Here is a 26,305-nt window from a genome sequence, read left to right on the forward strand (position 1 = left end):
CGCGGTGAAAGAGATCAAAACCAAACAAACCCTAAAGGATATTAAGGCACTGGATAAGACGACAGACGTGTCCCGCAGGATGAAAAATGCCTATATCCGCACCAAAGACCAAGCAGAACATCTCGGACATAACGATAACGGCAACTATGTGGATGATGCCGGGAATAACATCCATGAGGGTGCAAAAGTTGTTATCCAGGAAACCGGACATACCGCAGGAAACTACGGCAAAAAGGCAGTTGAAAAAATAAAGGACCGTCGCGCTCCGGATGCAGATGCTCCTCGTTACCACGATTCAAACGGTGAGAATGTGCGGCAGACCCCCACAAGTGAAGTGAAGGAATCAGCACACAGGGATGTTGTCCAGACTAAAACAAAACCGGCAACGGAACTGAACACAACTTCGGTCAAAGCAAAGGAAGCAGTAAATCAGAACGTTTCCCAACCCGGAGCAAAGCAGGCGGCAAAACACAATGCTATCCCATCCAAGGCAAAGGAAACCATAAAACGGAAAGTTACCCTGTCCAGACCAAGCGAATTAGCAAAACGCAGGTTCGTTCTAAGCAGAGCGAAACAGCGATTTTCTCAAACCATTGAAATCCGGATGGCAAATCAAAATATCGGTCAAATACAATCACAACAGATATCCGAGCGAATACCTGCTCAACGTCCCCTTTTTCAACCAGCCAGGAAAGCAGCGGCACAAACCCTCCACACCTCCGTTAAAATAGGACGCACCATAAAGCAATCTGTCGAAACTGGCGGCAAAACCCTAAAAGAAGCCGCTAAAGGTACGATTAAACCAACGCAAAGATCGGTTAAAACCGCCGAGCATACTGCTAAAGCTGCTGTTAAAACTTCACAGGCAGCGGCAAAAACCGCCGCCAAAACCGCACAGGCTGCTCAAAGAGCGGCCCAGACTGCACGATTAGCGGCAAAAGCGGCGGCTGTTTCTGCAAAGACAGCAGTTAAGGCAATGCTGTCTGCTATAAAGGCGATCATCGCGGCAGCCAAGGGCCTGACCGCCTTGATTGCCGCTGGCGGCTGGATAGCAGTGACGATTATTCTTGTGATATGTCTTGCGGGGCTTTTATTAGGCTCAGCATTCGGAATATTCTATTCCAATGAAAGCCCCGGCGGGAACACTCCGGTTATGTCGGAGGTGGTCAATCAGCTTAACAATGAATTTGCGGCAAAAATAGAACAGATAGAAAATGAAAATCCACATGACACCCTGGAGCTGTCCGGTAGCAATAGCATCTCCGCAAGCCAGTGGCGGGAAATCTTGGCGGTCTATGCGGTAAAAGTAACCGTCGATCCGGAAAACGGCATGGAGGTTACCACCCTCGACGATGCCAAGGTGGGCATCCTGCGGGACGTCTTTTGGGATATGAACAAAATCGACTATTGGATAGAAACTATTGTACATGAGGAAACCGTAACTACCACTGACGAGGATGGCAATGAAACCACGGAAACTATCACCACCACCGAAACCATCCTGCATATCAATGTGAGATCCAAATCCCATACGCACATGATTGCTGAGTACGGTTTCAATACGCAACAGGTAAAAATGCTAAACGAGTTAATGCAGGATGAATATCAGCAACTGTTTATACAGCTTATCGGCAGTTAGACGGATGTTGCCTGCCCCCACAGGAAATCGCGGTCCTGACGGAAAACGTGGGAAAACAAATAAAATAGTTTAATGACCAAATTATGAAAGGTGGAAAAGCGGATGAACTTTGAAGAATTCAAGGAAATGGAATATATAAAATGCGTGGGTTTATTAGCTGAGTTGATTGACCTGGACGCGGATACAAAAGAAAAAATCCATAAGAGCTTTCAAAATATAGGGATTAAAAACTTCTTTCTTCACCTTGAATCGGTGGACTTGCCTACTGAGATTTCCGAGAAGTTGAAAAGCATAAAAACCATTATTGAAATAGTTGATGTAAAAAGGGGGCGGGCATAACATGAAGCAGGATATATTGCATACCGAAAATTTTTTAAAAGGGCTGACAACTTTAACAGGTCTACCCTACAAAAAAGTTCAGCAGTATGTAAAAGAAAATAACCCCTTTAACATCTTAGAGCACCCCCACATTATGGAACCAAATGAGAAGCAGCTTGAAAAGATAGGGCTGCTTAATGAATTCATTGCCTCTTACAACATTCTGAAAATCTATGAAAGCAATGAGAAGGTCATGCTTAATTCATCAACCATAGCAGGCCAATATTTTTTAGCCCTTTTGGGAGGAATGAAGGATAAAGAAAGGTTTATGGTTGCATTTTTAGACAGCGGCAACAACATCATCGAAACAAAGACTATGTCGGAAGGGAGTATCGGACAAACAGCGGTGTATCCAAGGGAAATATTAAAATATACCCTTGCCTGTGATTGCAATACAATGATTTTAGCCCATAATCATCCCGGAGGGTCCAAAAATTTTTCTCCGGAGGATAGGGCATTGACACAAAGAATGGTTGACATTTTTCATCCCCTTGAGATCAAAATTCTGGATCACATAATTGTTGGCGGCGGAAGCTATACTTCTATGGCGGAAAAAGGGATTATCCCCTGCCAGAGCAAAGGTACAGCAAATTATGAAATGATAACATTAGGTCCAATACCTGCGGAAGAAAAGCGGAATAGGTTTAAACATACACACTCGCGTTAAATATTCTATCAAATAATCAACAAGAGAAAAGTGGTGTTAAAAAATGAAAGATTGGTTTTACAGGCTAGCCCCCGTTATCTTATCGGTAACGGGGTTTCCCATAATTATCTGCCTGTTTTTTATACATGATATTTTATATGACCGGTGGCAATGGATGTTCTGGCTGATACTATTGCTTTTCAATGTGTGTTCAGGTGTCCTGATGGGTACACTTGTTAAAAAGCTTTACCATGGGGTAAGCAAAGACCCATTAACAGGCTTGTATAATAGGCGGTGCTTTTACGACAGGATCGACTATGAAATAGAAAAAATGAAGCGTACAAAATTGCCGTTATCGTTTGCATTAATAGACATAGACAATTTCAAAACTATTAACGATACCTATGGGCATCTGGAGGGTGATAAGGTTCTGGTAGAGCTTGCCAGAATATTTAAAACGCAGGCCAGGTCGGGCGACACCATTGTCCGTTGGGGTGGTGAAGAATTTGCCATGATTTTACCTGAAACCGATAAAAGCGGAGTTTTGGCTTTTGCTGAACGTATCAGGAAGTTAGTAGAATTCTCAAACTGCAAGTATAAAATAACCGTCTGCATAGGAATTACAACAGTCTATCAAGAGCATGATGCAGAAAAAATCATGTCCGTAGCCGACAGAGCATTATATAAAGCAAAAGAAAAGAAGAACGCGGTTGTATATGGCGTTTTCAACAATATTACCACCTGAAGCAGGGTCCTATTCAGGTGGTAATTTACATTAGTTTAGGTGTTTTTTCATGAAATGTCCTTTTTCCATATTTTAATAATGTCATTGGGAATAATATCATGCTTTACACACATTTCACATTGAAGACTGTAACCATTTTTAAAAACAAATTTTTGTATTCCATAATTAATCATTTCCTTGCATATATTGATAACCTGAAAATCCATTGAATCCGATATATTCAAGCAGCATTCAATGACAGTTGGAATACCTATTTTTTGTAGTATTGGATAAACAATATCCTTTACAGGCCATGTAGCTCTTCTTGTTACCTCTCCGCCAAAAAATTTAAAGAATTCTTCGCATCCTTTGTATTCTATCAATTCTTTAGTTAGGACGAACCAGAGTAGCCCTTCCCTCCCAACACAGGACCTATTTTTTTCAAATGTGGCAAAGCTGTCTTTTATCTTTTCAAGTATAACTCTATCAATTCCAATACTTTTGAGTTCATCAATAAGAGTGCTCTGAAATTCCTGTGGCCTTAAAACAGTTAGGCCTTTTCTCTGAATGTCATTCCAATTTATAATTTTAGTACAGTGATATCCCCGAATCTTATGCTTAATGAGTATATTCTTTAGATCTTCAACACTTTCATCATATACACGACAATAAACCGGGTTCAATATGTATGAGCCATCACATAAGGATTGTTCTTCACGTTCCTTCTCATCCTTAATATAATAAGCTCTATTTTCTAAAATCTTTAATATTTGTACAGGCCAAGTATCAACCTGATCTAATTCAATCATCAACTAAATGTTCCTTTCACTTGTCATGTTCATAGGTAAAAATCCTAAACCCATTGAATATCTTAATAATAATAGAAAATAATATCATAAAGCCCCACAGCATTTTTTATATTTCAATCCACTTCCGCAAAAGCAGGGGTCATTTCGTCCAAATTTACTACTCAGGCCATTTAAATAGTCCAACAATTCCTTTTTCCTTGAGAGCAAAGTTCTTAAAGCTTTGATATCATTTTTTTCTACTGCTGAAAATACTTGTTCAGTAGTTTTTAGAAATTCAATTATATTCGGATCATTCCTTAGAGATATACGCACATTATCAACTCTTTGACCAGTAAAAGTCTTGTCTCTATCAGGTAAAAACAATATTTTATTAACTCCATAGTCATTCGGTGTAATATCAACGAATTCCCCGGAAGGGCTTACCCAAATTGCATGAAATTCAGCCTCAATATATGTCGTAGGCCACTCCCAGATAACCCACCCATGTTGAATAGAGCCTCCCTGTTTTTGAACCCTTAAATTCACATTTTCAAAGCACTCATGAGGTATAGAGTTTTTATCCGGTTTCACTTCTATGTAGAAGGGCTTATATTCAGGATCAATTTTTTGACATAAGGCTCTTATTTGTTTTGATATCGTCGCCGGAGTAGTTGTGTTCATTAATAACAGCCCTCCATTTCCCCATAAGTTATAATTTCATGGCTCCTTTTACTCATTGTAAGTAATTTGAACCTTGATGTGAAAACTATTAAAGCAGGGACCATACCTTTTCTTTCCTTTTGGCGAGCCTTCATAACCTTGGCACCTTCTATCGGTTTCAAATTCAGTACGTTTGCTTTCAACCATATTGCGTATAATAGAACCAATGTTAAAACCGCCATTATAGCATCGCGAATTACTGCAATTAATAAATTCGCCCATATTTTCTTTGTAAAAAACCTGTCTTTTACTGAGTTCGTATACTCCTTCCCCATCCTCTTCAACTTCAACTCTCATATTTTTAATCTGCGGAAATGCCTCAGAGAAGCTGACTTTACTACAAAATGCATAATTTGTGCTGTTAAAAACATCCGAAGCTTTATCTCTCTTGTTTGCCGGCATGCTGGTAACCCCCTTCTCTTTCACTGCTACTACGTTCCTTCTAAATTCACCATACGAATCCTACGTTATACCGTAGTACATCAAGTACCTGCAAGCCATTATTATTCCCGTCTTCCCACTAAGGTAAATAGATGTACTCATCGGGATCAAAAATTATTCATTATATTGAGTTTTAATCAATTCTACTAACTCCCTCTTTAATCTAACGTTTTCTCTTGATTACTTGTTTTTTCTTAGATTTTCACATTACTCAAAACATGCCATATGGATATCATGCTCATTTATGCATATACCTGGAAGGGCAAGGGCGACCTCAATAAGCTGAATGTTTTTTCGCTTTTTTCCGGCCGTTGGTATCCACTTGCTCTCCGTAATTGTCAAAAAATCTACACATAGCAAACGCCTTTAGGAACTGAGATAATAACCTCAAGACTATTTGAGGAGGAATTATCTATGACTCTTAAAGAGCAGTCCATGATTAGGCGCCAGCAAGTAAAAGATTATCTTGCTTCCGGCCAAGCTGCAGCCGCATGGTGCTTAGAAAACAATCTAAACATCACTACACTCCGATACTGGGTGACCAAGTGCAACCGCGAAGCCAATGCTGATCCCCAGCAAAAAACCTTTATCGAGTTGAAGCAAACATCGATAAAGGAAGTTCCGGTCATTGTTAAGATCGGGGCAGTTTCCATCGAGCTGTATTCAGGCTTTCAAGCAGAGACTCTGCGCGAAGCTATTGCTGCTATTTATTCCATATGAGCCTAAATACTGCTGGCCTTAGAATATTCCTTTCTTGCAAGCCCTGCGACATGCGAAAGAGTATCGAAGGTCTTGCTACATTGGTCCAGACGCAGTTACAGATGGACCCTTTTGAAAACTGCCTTTACGTGTTCTGTAACCGGGCCTGTGATAAATGTAAGATCCTTCATTGGTCGAATAACGGCTGGTGGTTATATTATCGCAAATTGAGTCGTGGCGTTTTCCGATGGAAGTTTTACGAAAACAAACAGGTCCTTGAGGTCTCTGAACGGCAGTTTAGGTGGCTTTTAGATGGTTTATCAATGGATCAGCCATCCGCACATAAGCCTGTTAAGCAGCGGATAATTCTTTAACCGGTTTTGCTAAAATAATTTAATGAAATTGCCGTATTTTCCCCTGTTTCAGGGCTTTTTACCGCTATTATCCTGTAATTTTACGTTAGGTTCTTATATAATAAGGATATGAATAACGTGATAAAGTTACCTCAAAAACCACAACTGAATTACAGAGAAATGTCACAAGCAGACCTGGCTGCCCACTGCGAAAAGCAGGATAAGGCCATTGCCGAACTGACTCAAAACATGAATCGCCTCATTGAGATGATTCGTTTGAATAACCATAAGAAGTATGGTTCCAGCGGTGATTCTGTATCCTATCCCGAGGGAATGGAACAACTCTGCTTATTCAACGAAGTTGAAGTCACTGCTCAAAAAGGAGCGTCAGAACCAACTTTTGAAGAAGCAACGGCGAAGACCCCTAGAAAACCCAAACAAAAGGGTAAGCGTGAACAAGACTTCAAAGATTTGAAGGTCACCGTCATTGAACATGAGCTTCCGGCAGAACAGCAGGTTTGTCCAGTGTGTGACAGTCCCCTACACGATATGAAGGTTGAAATTACTAAGACACTGAAACTTGTACCGGCCCATTTCGAAGTTGAGGAACACCGCCGTCATGTCTATACCTGCCGTACGTGTGAAAAAAATCAAGGCGAAGGTGATAAGATCCCTTTTGTTCGTGCTGACATGCCCAACTTGCCGATTCCCGGAAGTTTTGCTACCCCGGAGTTGATCGCTGGCATCATCAATAGCAAATATACCAATGCAATGCCACTTTCCCGGATTGAGCGGGAGTTTGACCGGATGGACAGCGTCAGGATCTCTAGGCAGAACATGAGCAATTGGGTACTCCAATGTTCGGAGGAATACTTTTCAAGGATCTATACCCATATGAGAAGTGTCCTTCTGAGCAAAGACATCTTGCACGCCGATGAAACTTGGACCCGTGTTGTGCAGCAGGATGGCAGGGACTCCAAGAAAAAATGCTATATCTGGGTTTACTGCAGCGGGGCCCATGATGAGCCAATTATCTATTATGAATTCCATGAAAGCCGGGCTACGGAATCGGCCAAGGAATTTCTAAAGGACTACTCTGGTTTCTTGCACTCCGATGGCTACGAGGTTTACCATCGTTTGGGGCCGGGAATCACGGTTGTTGGATGTCTTGCCCATATAAAGCGTAAATTTACGGATGCTATTAAAGCATTAAGTCCGGAGGAGCAAAAGAAAACCGTTTGCTTCAAGGGACAGGAATATTGCGACTACTTGTTCCATATCGAAAAGAAATACAAGGATGCTACCCCCGAGGAGCGTCATAACAAGCGCCTCACCCTGTTAAAACCGGTGATGGATGCCTTTTTGTCGTGGCTTAAAGAGACCAAGCCCCTCATTGTACCCAAATCCCAAGCTTATGAGGCCGTAAATTATGCGCTGAACCAGTGGCCATACTTTGAGAATATCCTTTTAGATGGTCGCTTAGAGTTGACAAATAATTTGGTGGAGCGAAATATACGTCCGTTTACAATTGGCCGCAAAAATTGGGTCACCATGAAAACTGATCGGGGTGCACACGATAGCTCGATGGTTTACAGTATCATACAAACTGCATTGGCCAATGACCTAAAAGTTTATGAATATCTGGTCTATTTATTGAAACAGATGCCGAATACAAATTTTAACCAATTTCCGGAACTGATTGAGAAGTTTGTTCCTTGGTCTAAAGAGCTTCCGGCTAACTGCTACAAAACTAAAAATTGAAAATTCCCACGTCCAACCTTTGGGTTGGGCTTTTTTGTTTATTTTAAGTGCTTAGGATTTGACAATTACACCAAACTTAGGGTGCATTTTCTTTGTCAAGTAATAAAAATTATTGCGGTTTATTCATAATTTTTAACGGTTAATTTGTTTTTTTAGGTGCGAAGTTTGAGTTAGTAATCTCATCAACCTCCTTTTCTTCATAGTAGTTAAGGAACATTTCAACATGCTGGCAATATGCCTTAGCCGTAGAAGTGCTGTAATTCTTTAGTTTTAGATCCTTCTGCAGGCTCGGCACCAACATATTCCTTTCCATTTGAATCATCCTCCTTTGTTTATGGGCATAAAAATAGCCCTACTCGTTATGAGCAGAGCCTAAATTATCAACATTCAAATTTTACTTAGTTCCCAAACTCCCCTTGGGCTGATTTCTTTTGTTTTCATGATTCCACTTTTCCTAAGTTGTGTAGCTGCCCACCTGGCATCATACTGCCATGTATAAAATAAATCACCTGATTTCCTGAGTTCCGTTTCATAGTTGTTCCATATATATCTGCTAACTTCAACTATAGTAGCACTTCCTGCGTTGGTCTTGAGAGCTTCGACAACTATATCGGGTAAGTTTTCTTTTACCATTCATATACTCCTCCCCCTCTATTTCTTTCACATAACTCTTGCATTTGTGAACCAATGTCGTCTATTAAGCCCAAAATGATTTATTAGGCGACATAGTGTCGTGAATATTCACTATAAACAAACCAAACAGTCATTAATAATATAGATTATCTGCAGTTTTAAATAATCCTATTTTCTGGTTATTTCCTTTCTATTTCCACGGGTTACAACAAATTCCTTTAAAATAACAAAAAAAAGACAGTAAAAATCTGCCTTTCTATTTTCACACCTTGTCAGGGCTTATCCCTTATTTCCTCCCCCGATTAATGGTACATATACTAATTTATCGGCCCGATCAACCCTTCTTTTCTCCTGCCTAATTTGTCCCTGTTTTTTAGGGAGCTTTACACACATATACTCGTTTGCCCTGTTTGTGGTGCATACCCGCAAAAAACCGCCTTTATTTATGATACGGATGTCCGTAACGGGGCTAACGGATAATAGCTCCCAACTATTATAAACCAACATTCGGAAAGTTTTGGAGTCACACCAGCTAAAAGGGATATTGCTCCAAAACACGCGAGTTGAGAGCTGCTTTAGGTAAGGTCATCGATTTCTGGACCAGTTAGACTGGAATAAAGGAGAAAAATTAATTACCTATTCTATATGCGCTTCAAGATTAGAATAAATCAACATTAGGCAGTCTGCAAGATGTACCTGACTGTCTGTTATTTATGCTAAAAAATAGGGTTATTAGATGCTAGGAAATAAAAAAAAAGGTAAAAAAACCCCCTGCTACAAATTTATTATCGTTTTCATTTTATCAATCCAAAGAAAACACCAAATTATTTACACGCCAAATAAAAGACTCATTCAAATATATGAACACTGACACAAGGGTCGTCTTTCAGGACATAGTATCCTTTTTTTCTATCGATAATACTTGCTTCTTTTAATTCTTTTAATGCTTGCACGACCATTACACGTGAAGAACCGATCATATCAGCTAGTTCTTGTTGGGTGACTTTTAGGTCTATCAACAGGCCCCATGCTTCTTTCTGCCCATATTCGTTAGCAAATCTATAAAACAGGTTTAATAATTTTTCCTTTACCGTCTGTCTGGTCTCTTCTCCCTGTTTCTGTAAGTTTTCATAACGTTTTTTCCCTAAGTAACTAATAACCCTCCAGGCAAATGAAGAATCCTGTTGAATCGATTCTTTAAATTGTTGCCTATTAAAACAACAGATATATGCATCTTCCATGGCCACTGCACTTGATAGTTCTTTTTGGTCTTGATATAATGACAACTCACCAAGAATCTCCCCAGGGCCACAGACATCCAGAATTGTTTCGTGACCATCCTTAGTGGTTTGAACCATCTTCAGCTTACCTGACTTAATGAGATAAACAGTGCTAACCATCTCGTCCTGACGGAAAAGATAATCTCCTTTGACCAGCTTTTTTTTCGTCGTGCATCTGCACAAATTACTGAACTGCTGATTTTCAAGTCCTTGAAATAGTTCTAATTCCTGTAGGCAGATAATGCACCGTTTCATATTCGTACCCCCTAAAAAGGCTTATAACTCATTAATAGGTTATAATAGAAATATTGAAGTGTCAATGTCATCAATAAGTCACATAACATATAATAATCCCGCCTGTAAAAAGCGGGATTATTATATGTTAAAAATATTACAGTAGTGCTTCAGCCTTTTCTGCCTTAAAAAGAACTTGTTTATCTTCAATGCAAGCTTTGCCAGTCAGTCGGAAACCTTTAGGACCACCTTCCATCGTGGCAATTATCACCTGCATTTTTCCGTTCGCTTTAATGTTCTGCTGGGTTTTTTCCATCTTATAAATATCAAAACCTAAGATATTATTTTCTTTGATTTCACCTTTACCCACCACAATAGCATGTGGATCTCCATCTATTGAAACTGTAACAATAGTGATAAACGGAGCTTTTACTACCATATCTTTAATTTCGTCAGTAAACACCATGTAACTTCACTCCCTTTAAATAATTTAATTATTACCATTTTGGATCAATCATTACAAACTCTTGACGGTTACGCTAACTTTCTCCAATGCTTCAACCACATTCTGTTTAAAAGTGGTAAGACCAACATACTCAATTTCAATCGGCACCTGGGTATACTCGAAAAAATCTAGGATATCTTCATCATCGAATTCAACAACACCTGTATCCAGAAGCAGGATTTTGTCGTAAAAACCAAAATTTTGCCTTGCATCTATCTCGTCCCACCCCTGTCCTTGCTTGAAGATATCCTGCCAGTTCCGAAGCCAGCCAGGAGTGAGGTAAAAAACTCGTGCAGACTTCTCAATTTCCTCCTTGCGTTTATTGTCCAAAATTAGTTCGATGCAGTTACCTTTGAGCAACCGAACAACATGATATTGTTTTGTAAACTCGTCAAGCTCTGGGTGGCACATAGACCCAAAAAATAGTAATCTTTTTTCCTGGGTTACGTCATCCAGTGCATCAGTTATGCCTTTTCTCAGCTTATTATAGTCAACATGTAAAGCAGGTGGTAAATAAGTTATTTTGATGTCTTTACTAAATATCAATTCCTCACTTATTTGTTCTAGTACCTGTTCAAGCTCTGGTTGGAAAACACCGCAGGCAACAATGCACAACTCCATATTGAGATCGCCTCCTTTCTGGCTATAATTGATTCTTATGCTTCAATATTTAATATTATCTGTCCAGCCTAATTAATAGTAGCACTGATAGAAGATTTAAAATGCTAAATATTTTACATTAATTTATCTTTTTTCTAATAATATCAGCAAAGAACTACACTCTATTATGGTCATTCCGGATCTTCGTACACAACCTTAGTTATTTCTTAGTTCGCATTTCTAACCAATATGTACTCGATAATTAAATGACTTCCTCCCATAATAAGAATTATGCATGTCATTTTGTTTGTGCATAGAATAAATTATTAAACAGAAGAGGAGAAATAGTACATGTAATTATTGCGACTAAAATAATTGTGGCATTTAATGCACCACTGATGATTCCCATCTTATAACCAATCGTACCTACTGCAATGATAAGACTGAGTCTTGATGATGACAAAGTAGCTGCAGCTATCGATTTTTTCCATGAATAGATAAATCGCAGAAAGATCGAAGGCATTAAGTTTACAAAATAGATAATTGCTAAAAATACGGGTAATAAATACATTGACTCAGGATTATTTATAATATCTTTTACATTAAAATTTACCCCTACCATGATAAAAAACAGCGGAATAAAGAAACCATATCCAATCGCATCTAATTTTTGATATATTTGTGATGTAGCTCGGTCATTAATCAGGGAAACAATTAATCCTGCTAAGAAAGCTCCAAGAATCATTTCTGTTTTTAATAGCTGGGCAAGCGTCATGAACATAATTAATAAAGCAATAGTTCCTCTAACCTTTATCTGTGATGTTTTATGTGCCAGCTCTTCCATCATTGGATATTTCATTATTTTATTTCCTGCTTTATATACCAGAAAAAATGCTGGGATTAATAACAAAATTAATAGAATTTCAAAAACAGAACTGGAGCTAGTTAAGGTAACAAATAATGAAAGTAAAATCATGGTGGAGAAATCGGCTAATAATGCAGTTATCAATATTATTTGGCCGTATTCCTCATTTAATAAGCCTTTTTCTTTAAGGATTGGTACGACAATTCCAACAGAAGTACTACAGAACACAATAACAAAAAGAGTAATATTGGGTATTAACCCATAAATTTTCAGTAAAAAAGCTATGATAAATGACAAGATGAATGAAGTTAAGAATAAAATACTTGCAACAAAAAATGGTTGCTGAGTTAATTGACCTTTTTTACTGGAGGGACCAATCAATTGAAGATTTATTTCTAATCCTGACATGAACATAAGAAAAGCAAAACCTAATTGAAATAGAAAATCTAACCAGACACTTTCAGATACCAAATTTAAACCACTTTTTCCTATTACTATTCCGGCGACTATTTCACCAACTACAATAGGAATCGAAATAAACTTTATTCGATTAACAGCTGCAGGTATCACAGCTGCAACAAAAACTATTAATAATAAAGAAGAATAAGAGAATACTTCATTTGTCATATATACTACCTCAATCATAAATTATTATAATAACAGGCATCCTTAAAAGACTTATAAAAATTCCACTTAAAAATATAGTAAAGAGGATAATCATGATCTTTTATTTCTGAATTAATTCTATCCCCCAAATGCAGGGCTGATCCATCTTCATTGGACCCCATGCTATACACCTGTGACCCACAACAATAGGTTCAGTTAACTCATCCAGCAACCCGGCCAGTGCCTGGCCATAGGTGGAAGCTTTACCGGTGTCAATAGCATACGAGTGGACCATATCTGTGTTTTCAAGTGCTGCGGAGGTTCGGCCACAAAGATGGATCAGAAATCTCCCCCCAACTTCTTTTATCCCATTAATTATTCGCAGGTTTGATGGTCCGCTAAAATCCCGGTAAATAGTTGGTCCTATAACATCCGGTACACCTACCGCGTCCTCAAAGGAAATAATTGAGGCACCCCTTTTTACACCCTCAATACCATATTGAATAACACTCTTTTCAATAACAGCCATGATTTCCTTGATTTGTGCTGGATCCTTACGCAAGCCACGGTAAAAGATTGTATGATTTATCAAGGCATAAATAATCGTGAATGGACCGACAATGTTGAGTATTACTTTTTCACCCGACTCAGCCAGGATCCCGACAGCATCCAGTACTTCTCCAATTCGACCTTTAGAAATATCTGGCGCTTGGATACCGGATAGTTCTTCAATAGACGAGAAGCGGTGGCCATTTGGTCTTGGTCGATGCATAGCATCGCCCATTTTTATATATGCTCCGAAGGCTTCTGCTTCGACCGTGACACAAAAAGGCACCTTGGCAAACACATCGTCCTGGTATTTCTTTAGCACTCTGGCAAGAGCAACTATGTTATTTTTATCCGTGTAAGCCTCCGGGAAAGTTATCCCAGCTTCCCCTAAAACCTCTTCAGGAATATGATCTTGATTATGTCCAGGACATTTAAATTCCACCATTCTTCCCTCCAATAAAGTAAACTAGTAATATTTACTTATAAAATTTATAATTACCATATATTACTATTATTAGCCCTCCTAAAACTAACTTGCGTTTTAGCCAGTCATTGATCTTAGTTCACATAAAAGCACAGGCATCTCGAAAAGCCCTTTGGAAATCCGGTCTGAGCGAAAGTTCAACATGAGTTGCCTTCCTTGCCAGGAGCTCTGCATAATGTCGCTCTTTTTCTGAAGTAAGCGCTAAAATGGCACCTTCTCCAGCGGCATTTCCTACTGAATATATAATTTTCTCATCTACTCTAGGAAACAGTCCTATTGATAGAATGCTCTCTTTCCTGACAAAGCTGCCAAATGCACCTGCCAGCATTACTTTGCTTAAATCTTTTGCCTGAATACCAGCTTCCTTCAAAAGAATTTCAGCTCCAGCCCTGACAGCAGCCTTTGCCATCTGCAATTCACGCACATCCTGCTGGGTTAAAACGATATCAGCCGCATCAGTTGAGCCATAATGAAGGACGAAATCCTGCCCAGATCCATTGGGTCGTAATCGGCACCACAATTCTTCCGGGATTTTCCCTTCCAGTTCCTTTCGAGACAGCATCCGGCCGTTATTATTGATAATTCCTGCCTTTACCAGTTCTGAAACAGCGTCAATTAAACCGGATCCACAAATTCCACATGGTACAACATCTCCGATAACGTGAATAATCACAGTTTTGTCAATACATACTTTTTCTATAGCTCCCTCTACCGCTCTCATCCCTTGATGAATATGAGCCCCTTCAAAAGCGGGCCCTGCAGCTGTAGAGCAGGTATACAGCCTTTCTTCGCAAGCCAGTGCTATCTCTCCGTTGGTACCCAGGTCAATCATCATTGCCGGTTCAGTATTTTTGTCTATGCCCACCGCTAACATAGCCGCCACAGTATCAGAACCAACGTACCCTGCAATGTTTGGCAACACAATAACCTGAGCATGATGATTGATTTCTAATCTCAAAGTATCGGCAGAAACTACTGTCATTGAAGAGAATACGGGAATAAAAGGTGTTTTCCCCAGTGCTGTGGGGGACAAACCTAAAAATAAATGAGCCATGACTGTGTTTCCCACAACAGACGCCTGATAAATGGTCTCAGTATCAATACCATTCTGCGATGCCAACTCGTTGATTATTTCATTTATGACACCTAAAACCTTTTCATGCAAACACTTCAACCCGTTTTCTTGTTCATTACAAAACTGGATGCGGGATATCACATCTGCCCCGTAAGAATTCTGCTTATTAGTACGGGAAGCGGCTCCTATCACTAGGCCTTGGCAAAGATCAAGCAAAAAACCTACAACGGTTGTTGTCCCAATATCAAATGCTACTCCGTAGATTTTGTTACGTGTATCCCCTGCTTCTACTGCTAATAATTCGTTTCCAGCTAGAATAGCGGTAACTTTAAAATCATTTTTCCTTAGGTTGAATGGTAAATGAGACAATATATCGAAACGTAAAGGGTTAATTTCTTTCTCCTTTAATCCATCTAAGAGGCGTTTTTCATCCGACCTGAAATCATGGACATTTGGTTTTTCTAATTCCAGGTATTCTTTTCTTAAATCTGTGTCCAGAGATACCGTTTTCGTTTCTAATGTCAATTTTCGCGATAATCCATTTTCTTGTTTCGAAATAAGTACTTCTAGGTTGCCATAGCCCCGGCACTGACAAGCCAGGGCTATTCTCTTTTCTACATCCGATGAACTTAGGAAGTTTTTCTCCACTTTTGTTAATGGTTCTCTTTCCCCATGTTGAATACGCACCCTGCATTTACCACAAATCCCTCTGCCACCACACGGTGCTTCAATACCTATACCAGCTTTTTGCGAGGCCTCCAAAATAGTATTTTTTTCGCCCAAAATAATCGTCTTCTCTTCAGGATAAAAAGTTATATTTCTGTCAGACATTGCTTTCCTCCATGCTCTTCGGAAACTGCTTAATTTCTTTTAAAGTTTGCCTAATGAGTGTTTCAAAATTTTTGCTGCCAATCCTTTGAATTTCCAGGGGTAGGTTAAGAAAGTCAGCTATTTCGCGAGCTTTCTTGTCAAGGGAGTTATCTTCCATGACATCCAAGTATACAACTCGTTGATAATTCCGAAGCATCATTTCTTTAATCCTAGGCCGCTCTTTCCAATCCAAAGGCTCTACAACCAGCTTGTTAAAATTCCTGCATATGTCGTCTGTCAAAAAATAGGTTCCCGGCACTTTTTTAAGCATTTCCCGGTAGATGTCTTCACCGACATACATCGCATAACATAATTCGCCTGGAACCCTGATTGCCCCATGTTGATTAACTATTTCATCAATTCTGTAAGCACATTTGCCGTAAACAACAATTATTCCACTGTATATGCCTTTAAAGGAAGCGAGCAGTCCATTAATAGCAGCTGACAACTTGTCTGGATAAAGGTGCATAATCGCAGGCAGGTAAATAATGTCCGGCCGCTCATCTTCGTGCAATGCTTCGATAGCTTTTTCTAATGGAATTTTCAAAGTTCCGCAGGCGACAATTACGTTAGACATTTTTCACCCCAAAATTCACTTAAATACATGGTACAAAGGATGATCATGGCTGGCAGGCCTTACGCCATGCTGCATACAGCTATATGCAACCAAAGCATCAACTGCCGCCATGGACGGCACTATTTCCGTTTGTTTGATTCCATACATAATAAAGTCGGCACCCAAAAGCTGCAGGCTGGTCGCCATACTGGTTTTAGTGGAAGCTACTTCAATCTTGTTATACATAGAAGCTTTCTTCCACCCGGTAATCACCGTATGGGTTGGTGAACAGCCGGCAGGATATCCATATTTGTCTTTGAGCATATATATTGCTTTAGCTGCCGGTCCCGGCTCCACTATGTCCAGTACGGCCATGTCAAGCATCAGTTTTTCAAAACCATAGGACTTAGCCCGTTCAATCAGTGCTTCTGCAATATCTACTCTGCCCTGAGCTGTTGGCTTCTTTGAATTGTTCAACATAACTACGGTAGCTTTTAAACCATGCTTTTTTACTTCTTTCAGTTCCTCATCTTTACTCTCAACATTTACGGAATCAAACACTGCCCTGTCCTGTAAACCAAGCTTGGCAGCCATTTCCACCCCGGCAATTCTCACCTTGGCAACCGTCCCATCAATGATGAACGGCAGAACTGTGTTACGTCCGATGAATTCAACATAGGCTCGCATAGCATTTTCGCTGGCTCCGACAATATCTATCATCAGAGGGAGTTTAACTTTTTTGCACATATCATCAATTTTGTTAATCCAGCCAAGGGCTCCTTCTTGATCAAAAGTTCCCTTTTCTTCATCTTTAACAAGCTTGTCACCCTGATAAAAGATGCTTGCCATTAATACTGTCGGATGCTGTCCAGGTTGGCCGCCGATTGTAACATTTCCAATTTGATAAATTTTCTGTTCAGCTTTGAATTTGAACAAATCGTCCCCCCCTTTACTCGTACCGCCCAAATTTTTCTGCAGCTCTAACCATGGCCTCTACATTTTCCGGCGGTACATCAGCGGTAATTTCACAACCCGGTGACAGCATGTACTGTCCGCCTTCCTTGGCGGCAGTGATGATCTCTCCGCATTTTTCCTCTACTTCCTCTGCGGAAGCCTGGGGCAAAAAGACAATATGGTCTAGGTTTCCGGCAAAACCAAGCTTTCCGGCATATTTCTTTTTAAATTTGAGCATGTCTGTGTGGTGTCCTAAACTGACCATCTGCAGTTTTTCCATGTCAGCCAGAACATCCCCGTTTAGATCAAGATGAGTATCTACTTTCCCGCACATGTGCAAAATGTTATATTCGTAGGTGAGCGCCTGCCTTAAATATGGGATGTAAAATTCGGTCATCGTTGCTGGCGCGAACATCTGCAGGTCGTGTTCACATATCACTAGGAAAGATGCCCCCGCTTCCTTTAATGCTTGAGCATAAGCGTTCACTACTTCTGTGCTTTTCTGGATCAGGGCATGCATAAATTCTTTTTTTCGGACACTCTTGATGAAATTCTCATAGGGAAATAGCTGCATTGAGAAGGTAAACGGCCCGGTTACATACGCACCTACCGGAACGTCTGTACTTTCCGCCAGGATCCTCGTCCCCTCTACAGTCACTTTTGAACCAGGAGCTTTAGCAAAATCCGGCATCTTAAAATTTTTAATATCTTCTTCTGTTAAAATAGGATTCTTCGTGATCCACGGGTATTTGTCAGGGGGATAAAAAAGTGTTCCGCCGCACGCTTCAACTACCGGCCAACTTGGTTCCACCTGGATCGCCACCGAATCATACTTGTACCGATTTAATGCCTTTAGGTGCGCCTCAGCTGCTCTCCTCGCATCCTTGTACATTACATCAAAAGTTAAACCCTGACTAACTCCTGCATGATCTCCAACCTGGGCAAGTACAGGTACCCGATCAGGTATCTTTCCGTCTAAAGTAGCAAAAACTCTCTCTCTCGAATTCATGTCTTAGTCACCTCACAGTTTATTTAGTAGATCTTTCCAGTCGTCTTCTTTCCCTTCTTGGATGTGATAACTGGAAGGAGTGGTCCCAACCTTTTGACTGAACACCTTGCTGAAATAATCGGGATCCTGAAATCCGGTTTCACGGGCAATGGTCTTGATGGGAAGATTTGTATTCTCCAAAAGGACTTTAGCCCGTTCAATCCGAGATTGGATTACATATTCTTTAAATGTCATGCTCTCTTCTTTACTGAACAAAGTACTGAAATAGCTCATACTAAATCCCACATGGTCGGCTACTTCTTTCAATGTCAGCTGTTTTCTAAGGTTTTGCCGAACATATGACTTGGCTGAGTTAATGACGCGTTTAGTTGAGTCTAAAGGGTTCCATGAATTAATGTCTTCAGAAGTATTTTCTTCATCTTTCTCAGATATCAAATTTTGAGGATCTACCATTTTCCAAAAAGCATTGACAATTTCTCGCCGGTGTACCGGTTTCAGGAGATAATCTTTAGCTTGCAGATTTAAGGCCATGCGCAGCATAGGATAATCACCATAGGCTGATATGAATGTGAACTTTACCTCTGGATAATGCAACTTGATCTGTCCCGCTACATCCAATCCGTTTTTCCCTGGCATCCGTACATCTAAAAACGCCACTGAAATATCCTGCCGGCTCAATATTTCCATTGTTTCATTACCATCTTGCGCCTGGAAAACCTGAATATGGTAATTCTTGTCGCATCTTGCGTTACTGGTAATAGTTTCAATAATTACAGCCCGCTCCAATGATTCATCATCCGCAACCAATAATCGGATTGTCTCTGCCATAGTAGACCCTCCCTTACAGAAAACTAGACATTCCAGCATATAGGACTATTTAATCCAATTTATTCAGATTGATGGGGAAAGTCCCATATTTATTTAAAGCATCAATAAACGCACGGACATTTTCCACAGGTGACCCTTGGGGAATCGCGCAAGGCTCAATCATACAACCTCCATTACATGGATACAGCCCCTTGATATATTCCTTGACTCGATTTTCAATTATTTCCGGCGTCCCTTCTTTAATCAACTCTGTATGGACTCCCACGGCATAAGCCTTATGAAAAGTATTGGCCAGCTCGCGAAAAGTCTTCAGATCCCTGCTGGGTCCTTGCTGAGGATCAGGGTCAAGATTTGTCATGACAAATGTTCCTGTTGAAACCTGGCGGGCCAAAAACCTTGTCCAATCATCACCAAGATGGCTCAAGCCCCAATAATAGTGAATGAAAGGCAGCGGACTGGCACTTTGAATCATTCTGGCCAGATACGGTGTGTCGAATTCCCAAAGCTGCTCCGGCCTAAAGTTGGGCACGCTGTTCCAAGCTGCAATAGGTGTAATCCCATGAATCCCGGTTTCTTTAAAAGCCTGAGCAAACTTTATGGCTGCCTGGGTACATGCCTCAACCACTCTGTGCATTAAAAGAGGCTTTGTTTTCATCCATTTAACGGCCAGAGGGTATCCCAAGATTTGTACGGCCACCGGGAGAGGCTGCATCGGCGTGGCAATTACTGCATACTCACCTTTTGTCTTTTTCACCAGCTGTTTAAACAGTTCCAGTCTGACCGGCATACGCCCTTCGGTACGTCCGTCCAAAGCTGCCACTTTTTCTTCCAGTTCTTCAACATCACGTTCACAGGTTATTGCTTCTTTAACAATTTGAGGGTTTGAATCTTTGGGTCTCTTTAAAGTACACCCTAGGATTTCAGCCTCGACAACGGTCGTTTCAATCCCTGGAAATACTACGTCATAGTCGAATTCTTCAAAAAATTTCACTATCGCATCCGAATGCTTTTCGGGATCTGCGGCCGCTTCACTGCAGGAGTAACCATACCGATTGACAATCCATTCTGTAAACAAAAAGCCTGTAGGGATCCTGTCGGCATGTTCCTGGCACACCGTCAGAACAATCCTCTCAATAGGCAGCAGTCTTTCACCTCTGTCCCTTTTGGCAATGATGTTTTTTACCATTTCCATTTGCTCTTTACTTGACATTTTTATTATTCACCTCCGAGCAATCTTCTGGCTTCCTGTACAGCTCCTTCTGCGTCCTCGGCAAATCCGTCGCCACCGATCCGTTTCACATATTGAGGAAATACAGCTACTCCTCCCAACAGCACCTTCACTTTGTCCCGTAGAGATTCTTTGACCAGAAGGTCTATTGTGTCTTCAATCCCTTTTAGGGTGGTGGACATGTAAGAACCAATGCCTAAAATCTCCGGTTGTTCCTTTTTTACCGCTTCAATAAACACATCAGCTGAAACATCTACTCCCAAGTCGATTACCTCAAAACCATCTGCCCTTAATAGCGCAGCAACAACGTTCTTACCGATGTCATGGACATCTCCTTCAACACTACCAATTACAACTTTTCCGATAGATTTAGGGGAAGCATCACCTGTCATATAAGGAATGAGTGACTGTACACCGGCATTCATTGCCTCACCAGCCATCATCAGCTCTGGCAGAAAATATTCTCCTGTTCCGAATTTCCGGCCTGCTTCTCTAGCCCCCGGTGACATCCCGTTGATCATTTCTGTTGGAGTTAATCCTGCTTCAATCCCTTGACTCACCAACTCTTTGGTTAGATCATCATTACCGTTCAAAACTGCTTCAGTCAATTGCTCTAAAATTTTTTTGCTCATTACAACTACTCCTTTCTTTTTTAACTTTAATTAGGTCCTTTTGAAGTGGCCACCTTCAAAAACTTTTCACCTCGTCCCCAAGGAGTGTTTTGCTCCAGGAAATTAGGTCTTGAGATAATAAATTCTAATTTATCAGGCCCAGTCCCTCTGGATTAATTTCTGTTGATCTGGAAAAACATTTTGAATTTTCCGTATACTAAAAATCTAGGCTTTTTTAAATCACAAATAGAAGAAGTAGTGTAGCGACAAGAAAATAGAGAAAAATGATTTGCGTTCCAAGATACAAAGATATGGCATAGGAAGGCCTGTGAAAAGATGAGAGGCAATAATGAATTGTATTACTAATTACTTGTAAACAGCGGCATAATTAATGTGGCCTTAGTCCCTTCGATATCCGGGGGTCCCTGCAATTGTAATCCGTATGCGTCGCCAAACAGTCGTCTCATTCTTTGATGAATATTTTCCAGGCTGGAGCCTGGGCAATGGCACCAGTGGTCACCATCAGTCACACGCTGTGTATCAATACCTGCTCCATCATCTATTACATAAACTAACAAACGATTTCCCGGGATATCCTCATCAACCTTTATCAATAAGCGGTGTTTTCCTGGGACCGATTCGAACCCATGTTTAAACGCATTGTCTACCAGTGGTTGTAAAGTAAAAGGAAGAATTTTTACGCTTAGATGTTCTTCTTCTACTAGAATTTTCACGCTAATCCGGTTTCCGAACCTTAACCGTTGGATACTAAGGTAAGAATTAATGTGATCCAATTCCGTTTTTAAAAAGACCATTTCGATATTTCCCTCAATACCATAGCGGGCCACATCTGCTAAAGCAAAAACAGCTCCCTCAGTCTCAACCGCTCCTTCAGCAAACGCCAATCGGGCAATTACATTTAGTGCGTTAAAGAGAAAGTGTGGGTTCATTTTGGCCTGGAGTTCCCTTAGTTCCGCCTGTTTTAGCATCAACTGGTACTCAGTAATTTCTTTTTCCAGATTGACTGTTTTTTGAATTTCTTGAAGCAGACGGTCTTGATAGGACACCAATTCTTGTTGATAACGGGAAAGACTTTCTGAGACTGTAAGATAATTAGCCAAGGTGGATATTAATGTTGCAACGGCTGTAAACTGATCGCCGGAAATTTTGGGAATAGTGTTCAGATGTTTGAAATAATCCCCACATGGTCCATTTGTCCCTTCAGTCAAAGATTCCGCTTCCATAAGCTGAACCGGGCTGGTAATCAAACATCCTAAAAGAACATTATCTCGGGCATATAGAGGAGCCGAAATAAGTGTGAGGCCACACTTTCCCTGATAAACCTTTGAACGGTCATTATGATAACTGTTTTTTAAACCTGTTTCAAAGCAGTACAAACATTGAAAAAAGTGCTTTCTGTCTGAAAAGTGGCTCTGGCACCAATTTGGAAAGGACCCTAATGGGGGAGATATGGGAACCGCTCTGTTATCAACAAAGACAATGTTAATCCCTATGACATTAAAAAACATTTTGCTGATCTCCAGCATTGTCTCCCGAGAAATAATCTCAGCTAAGTGATATGTCCTGTCAATAATGGTACTTATTTTATTTAAAGCTTTATCATTGCTTTGCACCACTACCATCCCCTCATCAATCATATCTATATAATTATATAGAACCTATCAATCAAAATCTGTTAAGTATTTAACAAATTATCAGTTATTCCAAGCTAACACGATAAGGCGCCTTCTTTATGCTATAACAACCTTCACCGCTTATTCACACAAACGCTGGAGTCCTTATTCTACTTTCATTATTTGACATATTTAGCTTCAAAGGTAATACGGAATAACACTAAATTTATTACTCACAGGACGCCTTCAATTTTTACAATTAGAATATGTTACGATGTACAAATAATAAAAACACCTGCTGATTTAGCGGGGTCACTGAAAGGCCTACGGTTTTTCGTTGAGAAATTTATTGATTGTTTTGAAAAAGACAATTCAGGACTTGTTTTTAAGCCCCGAACTGTCTTATTTGATCTAATTGATGGTTTATTGTCCTATGTTTTATCCTATTATTTTATGTATTCGTATTTTCACTTTAATTGCATGCCTCTTCAGAATATAAATACGGATTACTTTGTCTTTTTTGGGGTTATTATCACGCACAATTACATTGTTTTTTGCAAGAACTTTTTGCAAAAAGTTGCAAGTAATTTTTCCATAGTATTGCAACATTGTGGAAAATGTAGTTGCAATACTATGGATTTTTAACTTGCAACTTTCATTTTACAACAAATAATTATGTTATTATTTAATGTTGCTGTATTTGCTGTACAAACCCATTCTTGTATGCTTTGTCTTTGGCTAATTCCGTAATGTTTAACGATTATATATTTTAGTAAACATTCTATCACAATACCTCCAAAATGCATTGAGCCAATACGTCTACTGTTAGCCTTCATAAACGTTAAATCTTGTGCTCTTTCATTACATGCTTTATTAAACTCCTCAATTGGCGTCATTTAAAGTATAACCTCCTATTACGTAATTGTCAAATCCTAAGCACTTAAAATAAACAAAAAAGCCCAACCCAAAGGTTGGACGTGGGAATTTTCAATTTTTAGTTTTGTAGCAGTTAGCCGGAAGCTCTTTAGACCAAGGAACAAACTTCTCAATCAGTTCCGGAAATTGGTTAAAATTTGTATTCGGCATCTGTTTCAATAAATAGACCAGATATTCATAAACTTTTAGGTCATTGGCCAATGCAGTTTGTATGATACTGTAAACCATCGAGCTATCGTGTGCACCCCGATCAGTTTTCATGGTGACCCAATTTTTGCGGCCAATTGTAAACGGACGTATATTTCGCTCCACCAAATTATTTGTCAACTCTAAGCGACCATCTAAAAGGATATTCTCAAAGTATGGCCACTGGTTCAGCGCATAATTTACGGCCTCATAAGCTTGGGATTTGGGTACAATGAGGGGCTTGGTCTCTTTAAGCCACGACAAAAAGGCATCCATCACCGGTTTTAACAGGGTGAGGCGCTTGTTATGACGCTCCTCGGGGGTAGCATCCTTGTATTTCTTTTCGATATGGAACAAGTAGTCGCAATATTCCTGTCCCTTGAAGCAAACGGTTTTCTTTTGCTCCTCCGGACTTAATGCTTTAATAGCATCCGTAAATTTACGCTTTATATGGGCAAGACATCCAACAACCGTGATTCCCGGCCCCAAACGATGGTAAACCTCGTAGCCATCGGAGTGCAAGAAACCAGAGTAGTCCTTTAGAAATTCCTTGGCCGATTCCGTAGCCCGGCTTTCATGGAATTCATAATAGATAATTGGCTCATCATGGGCCCCGCTGCAGTAAACCCAGATATAGCATTTTTTCTTGGAGTCCCTGCCATCCTGCTGCACAACACGGGTCCAAGTTTCATCGGCGTGCAAGATGTCTTTGCTCAGAAGGACACTTCTCATATGGGTATAGATCCTTGAAAAGTATTCCTCCGAACATTGGAGTACCCAATTGCTCATGTTCTGCCTAGAGATCCTGACGCTGTCCATCCGGTCAAACTCCCGCTCAATCCGGGAAAGTGGCATTGCATTGGTATATTTGCTATTGATGATGCCAGCGATCAACTCCGGGGTAGCAAAACTTCCGGGAATCGGCAAGTTGGGCATGTCAGCACGAACAAAAGGGATCTTATCACCTTCGCCTTGATTTTTTTCACACGTACGGCAGGTATAGACATGACGGCGGTGTTCCTCAACTTCGAAATGGGCCGGTACAAGTTTCAGTGTCTTAGTAATTTCAACCTTCATATCGTGTAGGGGACTGTCACACACTGGACAAACCTGCTGTTCTGCCGGAAGCTCATGTTCAATGACGGTGACCTTCAAATCTTTGAAGTCTTGTTCACGCTTACCCTTTTGTTTGGGTTTTCTAGGGGTCTTCGCCGTTGCTTCTTCAAAAGTTGGTTCTGACGCTCCTTTTTGAGCAGTGACTTCAACTTCGTTGAATAAGCAGAGTTGTTCCATTCCCTCGGGATAGGATACAGAATCACCGCTGGAACCATACTTCTTATGGTTATTCAAACGAATCATCTCAATGAGGCGATTCATGTTTTGAGTCAGTTCGGCAATGGCCTTATCCTGCTTTTCGCAGTGGGCAGCCAGGTCTGCTTGTGACATTTCTCTGTAATTCAGTTGTGGTTTTTGAGGTAACTTTATCACGTTATTCATATCCTTATTATATAAGAACCTAACGTAAAATTACAGGATAATAGCGGTAAAAAGCCCTGAAACAGGGGAAAATACGGCAATTTCATTAAATTATTTTAGCAAAACCGGTTAAAGAATTATCCGCTGCTTAACAGGCTTATGTGCGGATGGCTGATCCATTGATAAACCATCTAAAAGCCACCTAAACTGCCGTTCAGAGACCTCAAGGACCTGTTTGTTTTCGTAAAACTTCCATCGGAAAACGCCACGACTCAATTTGCGATAATATAACCACCAGCCGTTATTCGACCAATGAAGGATCTTACATTTATCACAGGCCCGGTTACAGAACACGTAAAGGCAGTTTTCAAAAGGGTCCATCTGTAACTGCGTCTGGACCAATGTAGCAAGACCTTCGATACTCTTTCGCATGTCGCAGGGCTTGCAAGAAAGGAATATTCTAAGGCCAGCAGTATTTAGGCTCATATGGAATAAATAGCAGCAATAGCTTCGCGCAGAGTCTCTGCTTGAAAGCCTGAATACAGCTCGATGGAAACTGCCCCGATCTTAACAATGACCGGAACTTCCTTTATCGATGTTTGCTTCAACTCGATAAAGGTTTTTTGCTGGGGATCAGCATTGGCTTCGCGGTTGCACTTGGTCACCCAGTATCGGAGTGTAGTGATGTTTAGATTGTTTTCTAAGCACCATGCGGCTGCAGCTTGGCCGGAAGCAAGATAATCTTTTACTTGCTGGCGCCTAATCATGGACTGCTCTTTAAGAGTCATAGATAATTCCTCCTCAAATAGTCTTGAGGTTATTATCTCAGTTCCTAAAGGCGTTTGCTATGTGTAGATTTTTTGACAATTACGATGTACTCATCGGGATCAAAAATTATTCATTATATTGAGTTTTAATCAATTCTACTAACTCCCTCTTTAATCTAACGTTTTCTCTTGATTACTTGTTTTTTCTTAGATTTTCACATTACTCAAAACATGCCATATGGATATCATGCTCATTTATGCATATACCTG

The 26,305-nt window shown here is 40.3% G+C and carries 29 protein-coding genes; 7 read left to right on the plus strand and 22 right to left on the minus strand.

The window, feature by feature from the left end; genetic code table 11:
• The first annotated feature begins 4 nt into the window (after positions 1 to 4).
• The 4 genes from CEQ75_RS03155 to CEQ75_RS03170 all read left to right on the plus strand — a co-directional run bounded on the left by CEQ75_RS03155 (position 5) and on the right by CEQ75_RS03170 (position 3,408).
• Positions 5 to 1,639, plus strand: coding sequence for a hypothetical protein (locus tag CEQ75_RS03155; RefSeq protein WP_089609041.1), 1,635 nt, complete (start codon positions 5 to 7; stop codon positions 1,637 to 1,639).
• Between the two features lie 102 nt (positions 1,640 to 1,741).
• A complete protein-coding gene (locus CEQ75_RS03160) occupies positions 1,742 to 1,978 on the plus strand; it encodes a hypothetical protein (protein ID WP_089609042.1) in 237 nt (78 codons plus the stop codon).
• A gap of 1 nt (position 1,979) precedes the next feature.
• Positions 1,980 to 2,684: a JAB domain-containing protein gene (locus CEQ75_RS03165; RefSeq protein WP_089609043.1), complete on the plus strand. Its 705-nt coding sequence runs from the start codon at positions 1,980 to 1,982 to the stop codon at positions 2,682 to 2,684.
• Between the two features lie 43 nt (positions 2,685 to 2,727).
• Complete coding sequence (locus CEQ75_RS03170) at positions 2,728 to 3,408, plus strand: GGDEF domain-containing protein (protein WP_089609044.1); 681 nt, start codon at positions 2,728 to 2,730, stop codon at positions 3,406 to 3,408.
• Positions 3,409 to 3,455: 47 nt separating this feature from the next.
• Here the strand turns inward: CEQ75_RS03170 and CEQ75_RS03175 are convergent, their stop codons facing one another.
• From CEQ75_RS03175 to CEQ75_RS03185, 3 genes are all read right to left on the minus strand, one after another.
• Positions 3,456 to 4,196 (minus strand): hypothetical protein, encoded by a 741-nt coding sequence (locus CEQ75_RS03175; RefSeq protein WP_089609045.1) that lies wholly within the window; start codon positions 4,194 to 4,196, stop codon positions 3,456 to 3,458.
• An 84-nt stretch (positions 4,197 to 4,280) separates the two neighbouring features.
• Positions 4,281 to 4,856, minus strand: a complete 576-nt coding sequence (locus CEQ75_RS18835) for an SEC-C metal-binding domain-containing protein (RefSeq protein ID WP_089609046.1) — start codon at positions 4,854 to 4,856, stop codon at positions 4,281 to 4,283.
• Between the two features lie 48 nt (positions 4,857 to 4,904).
• Positions 4,905 to 5,297 (minus strand): hypothetical protein, encoded by a 393-nt coding sequence (locus CEQ75_RS03185; protein ID WP_089609047.1) that lies wholly within the window; start codon positions 5,295 to 5,297, stop codon positions 4,905 to 4,907.
• Positions 5,298 to 5,750: 453 nt separating this feature from the next.
• Between CEQ75_RS03185 and tnpA (CEQ75_RS03190) the strand changes: the two genes are divergently transcribed.
• From tnpA (CEQ75_RS03190) to tnpC (CEQ75_RS03200), 3 genes are all read left to right on the plus strand, one after another.
• A complete protein-coding gene (gene tnpA / locus CEQ75_RS03190) occupies positions 5,751 to 6,056 on the plus strand; it encodes an IS66 family insertion sequence element accessory protein TnpA (RefSeq protein WP_089609048.1) in 306 nt (101 codons plus the stop codon).
• On the plus strand, positions 6,053 to 6,409 hold the full coding sequence (gene tnpB, locus CEQ75_RS19165) for an IS66 family insertion sequence element accessory protein TnpB (protein WP_089609049.1): 357 nt from the start codon (positions 6,053 to 6,055) through the stop codon (positions 6,407 to 6,409). Before tnpA (CEQ75_RS03190) ends, tnpB (CEQ75_RS19165) begins: the two co-directional genes overlap by 4 nt.
• A 117-nt stretch (positions 6,410 to 6,526) precedes the next feature.
• On the plus strand, positions 6,527 to 8,149 hold the full coding sequence (gene tnpC, locus CEQ75_RS03200; protein WP_157677299.1) for an IS66 family transposase: 1,623 nt from the start codon (positions 6,527 to 6,529) through the stop codon (positions 8,147 to 8,149).
• A gap of 139 nt (positions 8,150 to 8,288) precedes the next feature.
• On the opposite strand, the gene CEQ75_RS03205 is transcribed toward tnpC (CEQ75_RS03200), so the two are convergent.
• The 19 genes from CEQ75_RS03205 to tnpA (CEQ75_RS03295) all read right to left on the minus strand — a co-directional run bounded on the left by CEQ75_RS03205 (position 8,289) and on the right by tnpA (CEQ75_RS03295) (position 26,056).
• Entirely contained in the window at positions 8,289 to 8,462 is a 174-nt protein-coding gene (locus CEQ75_RS03205) for a phage integrase N-terminal SAM-like domain-containing protein (RefSeq protein ID WP_157677301.1), read from the minus strand.
• 74 nt (positions 8,463 to 8,536) lie between these two features.
• Positions 8,537 to 8,782: a hypothetical protein gene (locus CEQ75_RS03210; protein WP_089609052.1), complete on the minus strand. Its 246-nt coding sequence runs from the start codon at positions 8,780 to 8,782 to the stop codon at positions 8,537 to 8,539.
• 848 nt (positions 8,783 to 9,630) lie between these two features.
• Positions 9,631 to 10,317 (minus strand): Crp/Fnr family transcriptional regulator, encoded by a 687-nt coding sequence (locus tag CEQ75_RS03215; RefSeq protein WP_089609053.1) that lies wholly within the window; start codon positions 10,315 to 10,317, stop codon positions 9,631 to 9,633.
• Between the two features lie 136 nt (positions 10,318 to 10,453).
• A complete protein-coding gene (locus CEQ75_RS03220; protein WP_089609054.1) occupies positions 10,454 to 10,762 on the minus strand; it encodes a pyridoxamine 5'-phosphate oxidase family protein in 309 nt (102 codons plus the stop codon).
• 51 nt (positions 10,763 to 10,813) lie between these two features.
• On the minus strand, positions 10,814 to 11,422 hold the full coding sequence (locus CEQ75_RS03225) for a DUF1638 domain-containing protein (protein WP_089609055.1): 609 nt from the start codon (positions 11,420 to 11,422) through the stop codon (positions 10,814 to 10,816).
• 277 nt (positions 11,423 to 11,699) lie between these two features.
• Positions 11,700 to 12,893 carry a cation:proton antiporter gene (locus CEQ75_RS03230; RefSeq protein WP_089609056.1) on the minus strand — a complete coding sequence of 398 codons (1,194 nt, stop codon included), beginning with the start codon at positions 12,891 to 12,893 and terminating at the stop codon, positions 11,700 to 11,702.
• 100 nt (positions 12,894 to 12,993) lie between these two features.
• Positions 12,994 to 13,866, minus strand: coding sequence for a uroporphyrinogen decarboxylase family protein (locus CEQ75_RS03235; RefSeq protein ID WP_089609057.1), 873 nt, complete (start codon positions 13,864 to 13,866; stop codon positions 12,994 to 12,996).
• 118 nt (positions 13,867 to 13,984) lie between these two features.
• Positions 13,985 to 15,811, minus strand: a complete 1,827-nt coding sequence (locus CEQ75_RS03240) for an ASKHA domain-containing protein (protein ID WP_089609058.1) — start codon at positions 15,809 to 15,811, stop codon at positions 13,985 to 13,987.
• The gene (locus CEQ75_RS03245; RefSeq protein ID WP_089609059.1) at positions 15,804 to 16,427 is read right to left on the minus strand and encodes a DUF1638 domain-containing protein; all 624 of its coding nucleotides are present in this window, start codon (positions 16,425 to 16,427) and stop codon (positions 15,804 to 15,806) included. Before CEQ75_RS03245 ends, CEQ75_RS03240 begins: the two co-directional genes overlap by 8 nt.
• Positions 16,428 to 16,442: 15 nt before the next feature.
• A complete protein-coding gene (locus tag CEQ75_RS03250; RefSeq protein WP_157677303.1) occupies positions 16,443 to 17,342 on the minus strand; it encodes a hypothetical protein in 900 nt (299 codons plus the stop codon).
• A gap of 13 nt (positions 17,343 to 17,355) precedes the next feature.
• Positions 17,356 to 18,369 carry a uroporphyrinogen decarboxylase family protein gene (locus CEQ75_RS03255; protein WP_089609061.1) on the minus strand — a complete coding sequence of 338 codons (1,014 nt, stop codon included), beginning with the start codon at positions 18,367 to 18,369 and terminating at the stop codon, positions 17,356 to 17,358.
• A gap of 12 nt (positions 18,370 to 18,381) precedes the next feature.
• Positions 18,382 to 19,197: a response regulator transcription factor gene (locus CEQ75_RS03260; protein ID WP_021315238.1), complete on the minus strand. Its 816-nt coding sequence runs from the start codon at positions 19,195 to 19,197 to the stop codon at positions 18,382 to 18,384.
• A gap of 49 nt (positions 19,198 to 19,246) precedes the next feature.
• Positions 19,247 to 20,407: a uroporphyrinogen decarboxylase family protein gene (locus CEQ75_RS03265; protein ID WP_089609062.1), complete on the minus strand. Its 1,161-nt coding sequence runs from the start codon at positions 20,405 to 20,407 to the stop codon at positions 19,247 to 19,249.
• 5 nt (positions 20,408 to 20,412) lie between these two features.
• A complete protein-coding gene (locus CEQ75_RS03270) occupies positions 20,413 to 21,057 on the minus strand; it encodes a cobalamin B12-binding domain-containing protein (RefSeq protein ID WP_089609063.1) in 645 nt (214 codons plus the stop codon).
• Between the two features lie 341 nt (positions 21,058 to 21,398).
• On the minus strand, positions 21,399 to 22,679 hold the full coding sequence (locus CEQ75_RS03275; protein WP_242965363.1) for a sensor histidine kinase: 1,281 nt from the start codon (positions 22,677 to 22,679) through the stop codon (positions 21,399 to 21,401).
• 632 nt (positions 22,680 to 23,311) lie between these two features.
• A complete protein-coding gene (locus tag CEQ75_RS03280; protein WP_089609065.1) occupies positions 23,312 to 23,566 on the minus strand; it encodes a hypothetical protein in 255 nt (84 codons plus the stop codon).
• A gap of 91 nt (positions 23,567 to 23,657) precedes the next feature.
• Positions 23,658 to 25,280 carry an IS66 family transposase gene (gene tnpC / locus CEQ75_RS03285; RefSeq protein ID WP_157677299.1) on the minus strand — a complete coding sequence of 541 codons (1,623 nt, stop codon included), beginning with the start codon at positions 25,278 to 25,280 and terminating at the stop codon, positions 23,658 to 23,660.
• Positions 25,281 to 25,397: 117 nt separating this feature from the next.
• Positions 25,398 to 25,754, minus strand: a complete 357-nt coding sequence (gene tnpB / locus CEQ75_RS19170; protein ID WP_089609049.1) for an IS66 family insertion sequence element accessory protein TnpB — start codon at positions 25,752 to 25,754, stop codon at positions 25,398 to 25,400.
• Positions 25,751 to 26,056: an IS66 family insertion sequence element accessory protein TnpA gene (tnpA, locus tag CEQ75_RS03295; protein WP_089609048.1), complete on the minus strand. Its 306-nt coding sequence runs from the start codon at positions 26,054 to 26,056 to the stop codon at positions 25,751 to 25,753. Before tnpA (CEQ75_RS03295) ends, tnpB (CEQ75_RS19170) begins: the two co-directional genes overlap by 4 nt.
• Between the last annotated feature and the right edge of the window lie 249 nt (positions 26,057 to 26,305).

The sequence above is a fragment of the Dehalobacterium formicoaceticum genome, assembly GCF_002224645.1.
GTDB lineage: Bacteria > Bacillota > Dehalobacteriia > Dehalobacteriales > Dehalobacteriaceae > Dehalobacterium > Dehalobacterium formicoaceticum.

Coding starts and splice junctions, on each gene's coding strand:
- CEQ75_RS03160 (WP_089609042.1), top strand. CDS start 1,742: ATGAACTTTGAAGAATTCAAGGAAATGGAATATATAAAATGCGTGGGT.
- CEQ75_RS03165 (WP_089609043.1), top strand. CDS start 1,980: ATGAAGCAGGATATATTGCATACCGAAAATTTTTTAAAAGGGCTGACA.
- CEQ75_RS03170 (WP_089609044.1), top strand. CDS start 2,728: ATGAAAGATTGGTTTTACAGGCTAGCCCCCGTTATCTTATCGGTAACG.
- CEQ75_RS03175 (WP_089609045.1), bottom strand. CDS start 4,196: ATGATTGAATTAGATCAGGTTGATACTTGGCCTGTACAAATATTAAAG.
- CEQ75_RS18835 (WP_089609046.1), bottom strand. CDS start 4,856: ATGAACACAACTACTCCGGCGACGATATCAAAACAAATAAGAGCCTTA.
- CEQ75_RS03185 (WP_089609047.1), bottom strand. CDS start 5,297: ATGCCGGCAAACAAGAGAGATAAAGCTTCGGATGTTTTTAACAGCACA.
- tnpA (WP_089609048.1), top strand. CDS start 5,751: ATGACTCTTAAAGAGCAGTCCATGATTAGGCGCCAGCAAGTAAAAGAT.
- tnpB (WP_089609049.1), top strand. CDS start 6,053: ATGAGCCTAAATACTGCTGGCCTTAGAATATTCCTTTCTTGCAAGCCC.
- CEQ75_RS03205 (WP_157677301.1), bottom strand. CDS start 8,462: ATGGAAAGGAATATGTTGGTGCCGAGCCTGCAGAAGGATCTAAAACTA.
- CEQ75_RS03210 (WP_089609052.1), bottom strand. CDS start 8,782: ATGGTAAAAGAAAACTTACCCGATATAGTTGTCGAAGCTCTCAAGACC.
- CEQ75_RS03215 (WP_089609053.1), bottom strand. CDS start 10,317: ATGAAACGGTGCATTATCTGCCTACAGGAATTAGAACTATTTCAAGGA.
- CEQ75_RS03220 (WP_089609054.1), bottom strand. CDS start 10,762: ATGGTGTTTACTGACGAAATTAAAGATATGGTAGTAAAAGCTCCGTTT.
- CEQ75_RS03225 (WP_089609055.1), bottom strand. CDS start 11,422: ATGGAGTTGTGCATTGTTGCCTGCGGTGTTTTCCAACCAGAGCTTGAA.
- CEQ75_RS03230 (WP_089609056.1), bottom strand. CDS start 12,893: ATGACAAATGAAGTATTCTCTTATTCTTCTTTATTATTAATAGTTTTT.
- CEQ75_RS03235 (WP_089609057.1), bottom strand. CDS start 13,866: ATGGTGGAATTTAAATGTCCTGGACATAATCAAGATCATATTCCTGAA.
- CEQ75_RS03240 (WP_089609058.1), bottom strand. CDS start 15,811: ATGTCTGACAGAAATATAACTTTTTATCCTGAAGAGAAGACGATTATT.
- CEQ75_RS03245 (WP_089609059.1), bottom strand. CDS start 16,427: ATGTCTAACGTAATTGTCGCCTGCGGAACTTTGAAAATTCCATTAGAA.
- CEQ75_RS03255 (WP_089609061.1), bottom strand. CDS start 18,369: ATGAATTCGAGAGAGAGAGTTTTTGCTACTTTAGACGGAAAGATACCT.
- CEQ75_RS03260 (WP_021315238.1), bottom strand. CDS start 19,197: ATGGCAGAGACAATCCGATTATTGGTTGCGGATGATGAATCATTGGAG.
- CEQ75_RS03265 (WP_089609062.1), bottom strand. CDS start 20,407: ATGTCAAGTAAAGAGCAAATGGAAATGGTAAAAAACATCATTGCCAAA.
- CEQ75_RS03270 (WP_089609063.1), bottom strand. CDS start 21,057: ATGAGCAAAAAAATTTTAGAGCAATTGACTGAAGCAGTTTTGAACGGT.
- CEQ75_RS03275 (WP_242965363.1), bottom strand. CDS start 22,679: ATGGTAGTGGTGCAAAGCAATGATAAAGCTTTAAATAAAATAAGTACC.
- CEQ75_RS03280 (WP_089609065.1), bottom strand. CDS start 23,566: ATGACGCCAATTGAGGAGTTTAATAAAGCATGTAATGAAAGAGCACAA.
- tnpB (WP_089609049.1), bottom strand. CDS start 25,754: ATGAGCCTAAATACTGCTGGCCTTAGAATATTCCTTTCTTGCAAGCCC.
- tnpA (WP_089609048.1), bottom strand. CDS start 26,056: ATGACTCTTAAAGAGCAGTCCATGATTAGGCGCCAGCAAGTAAAAGAT.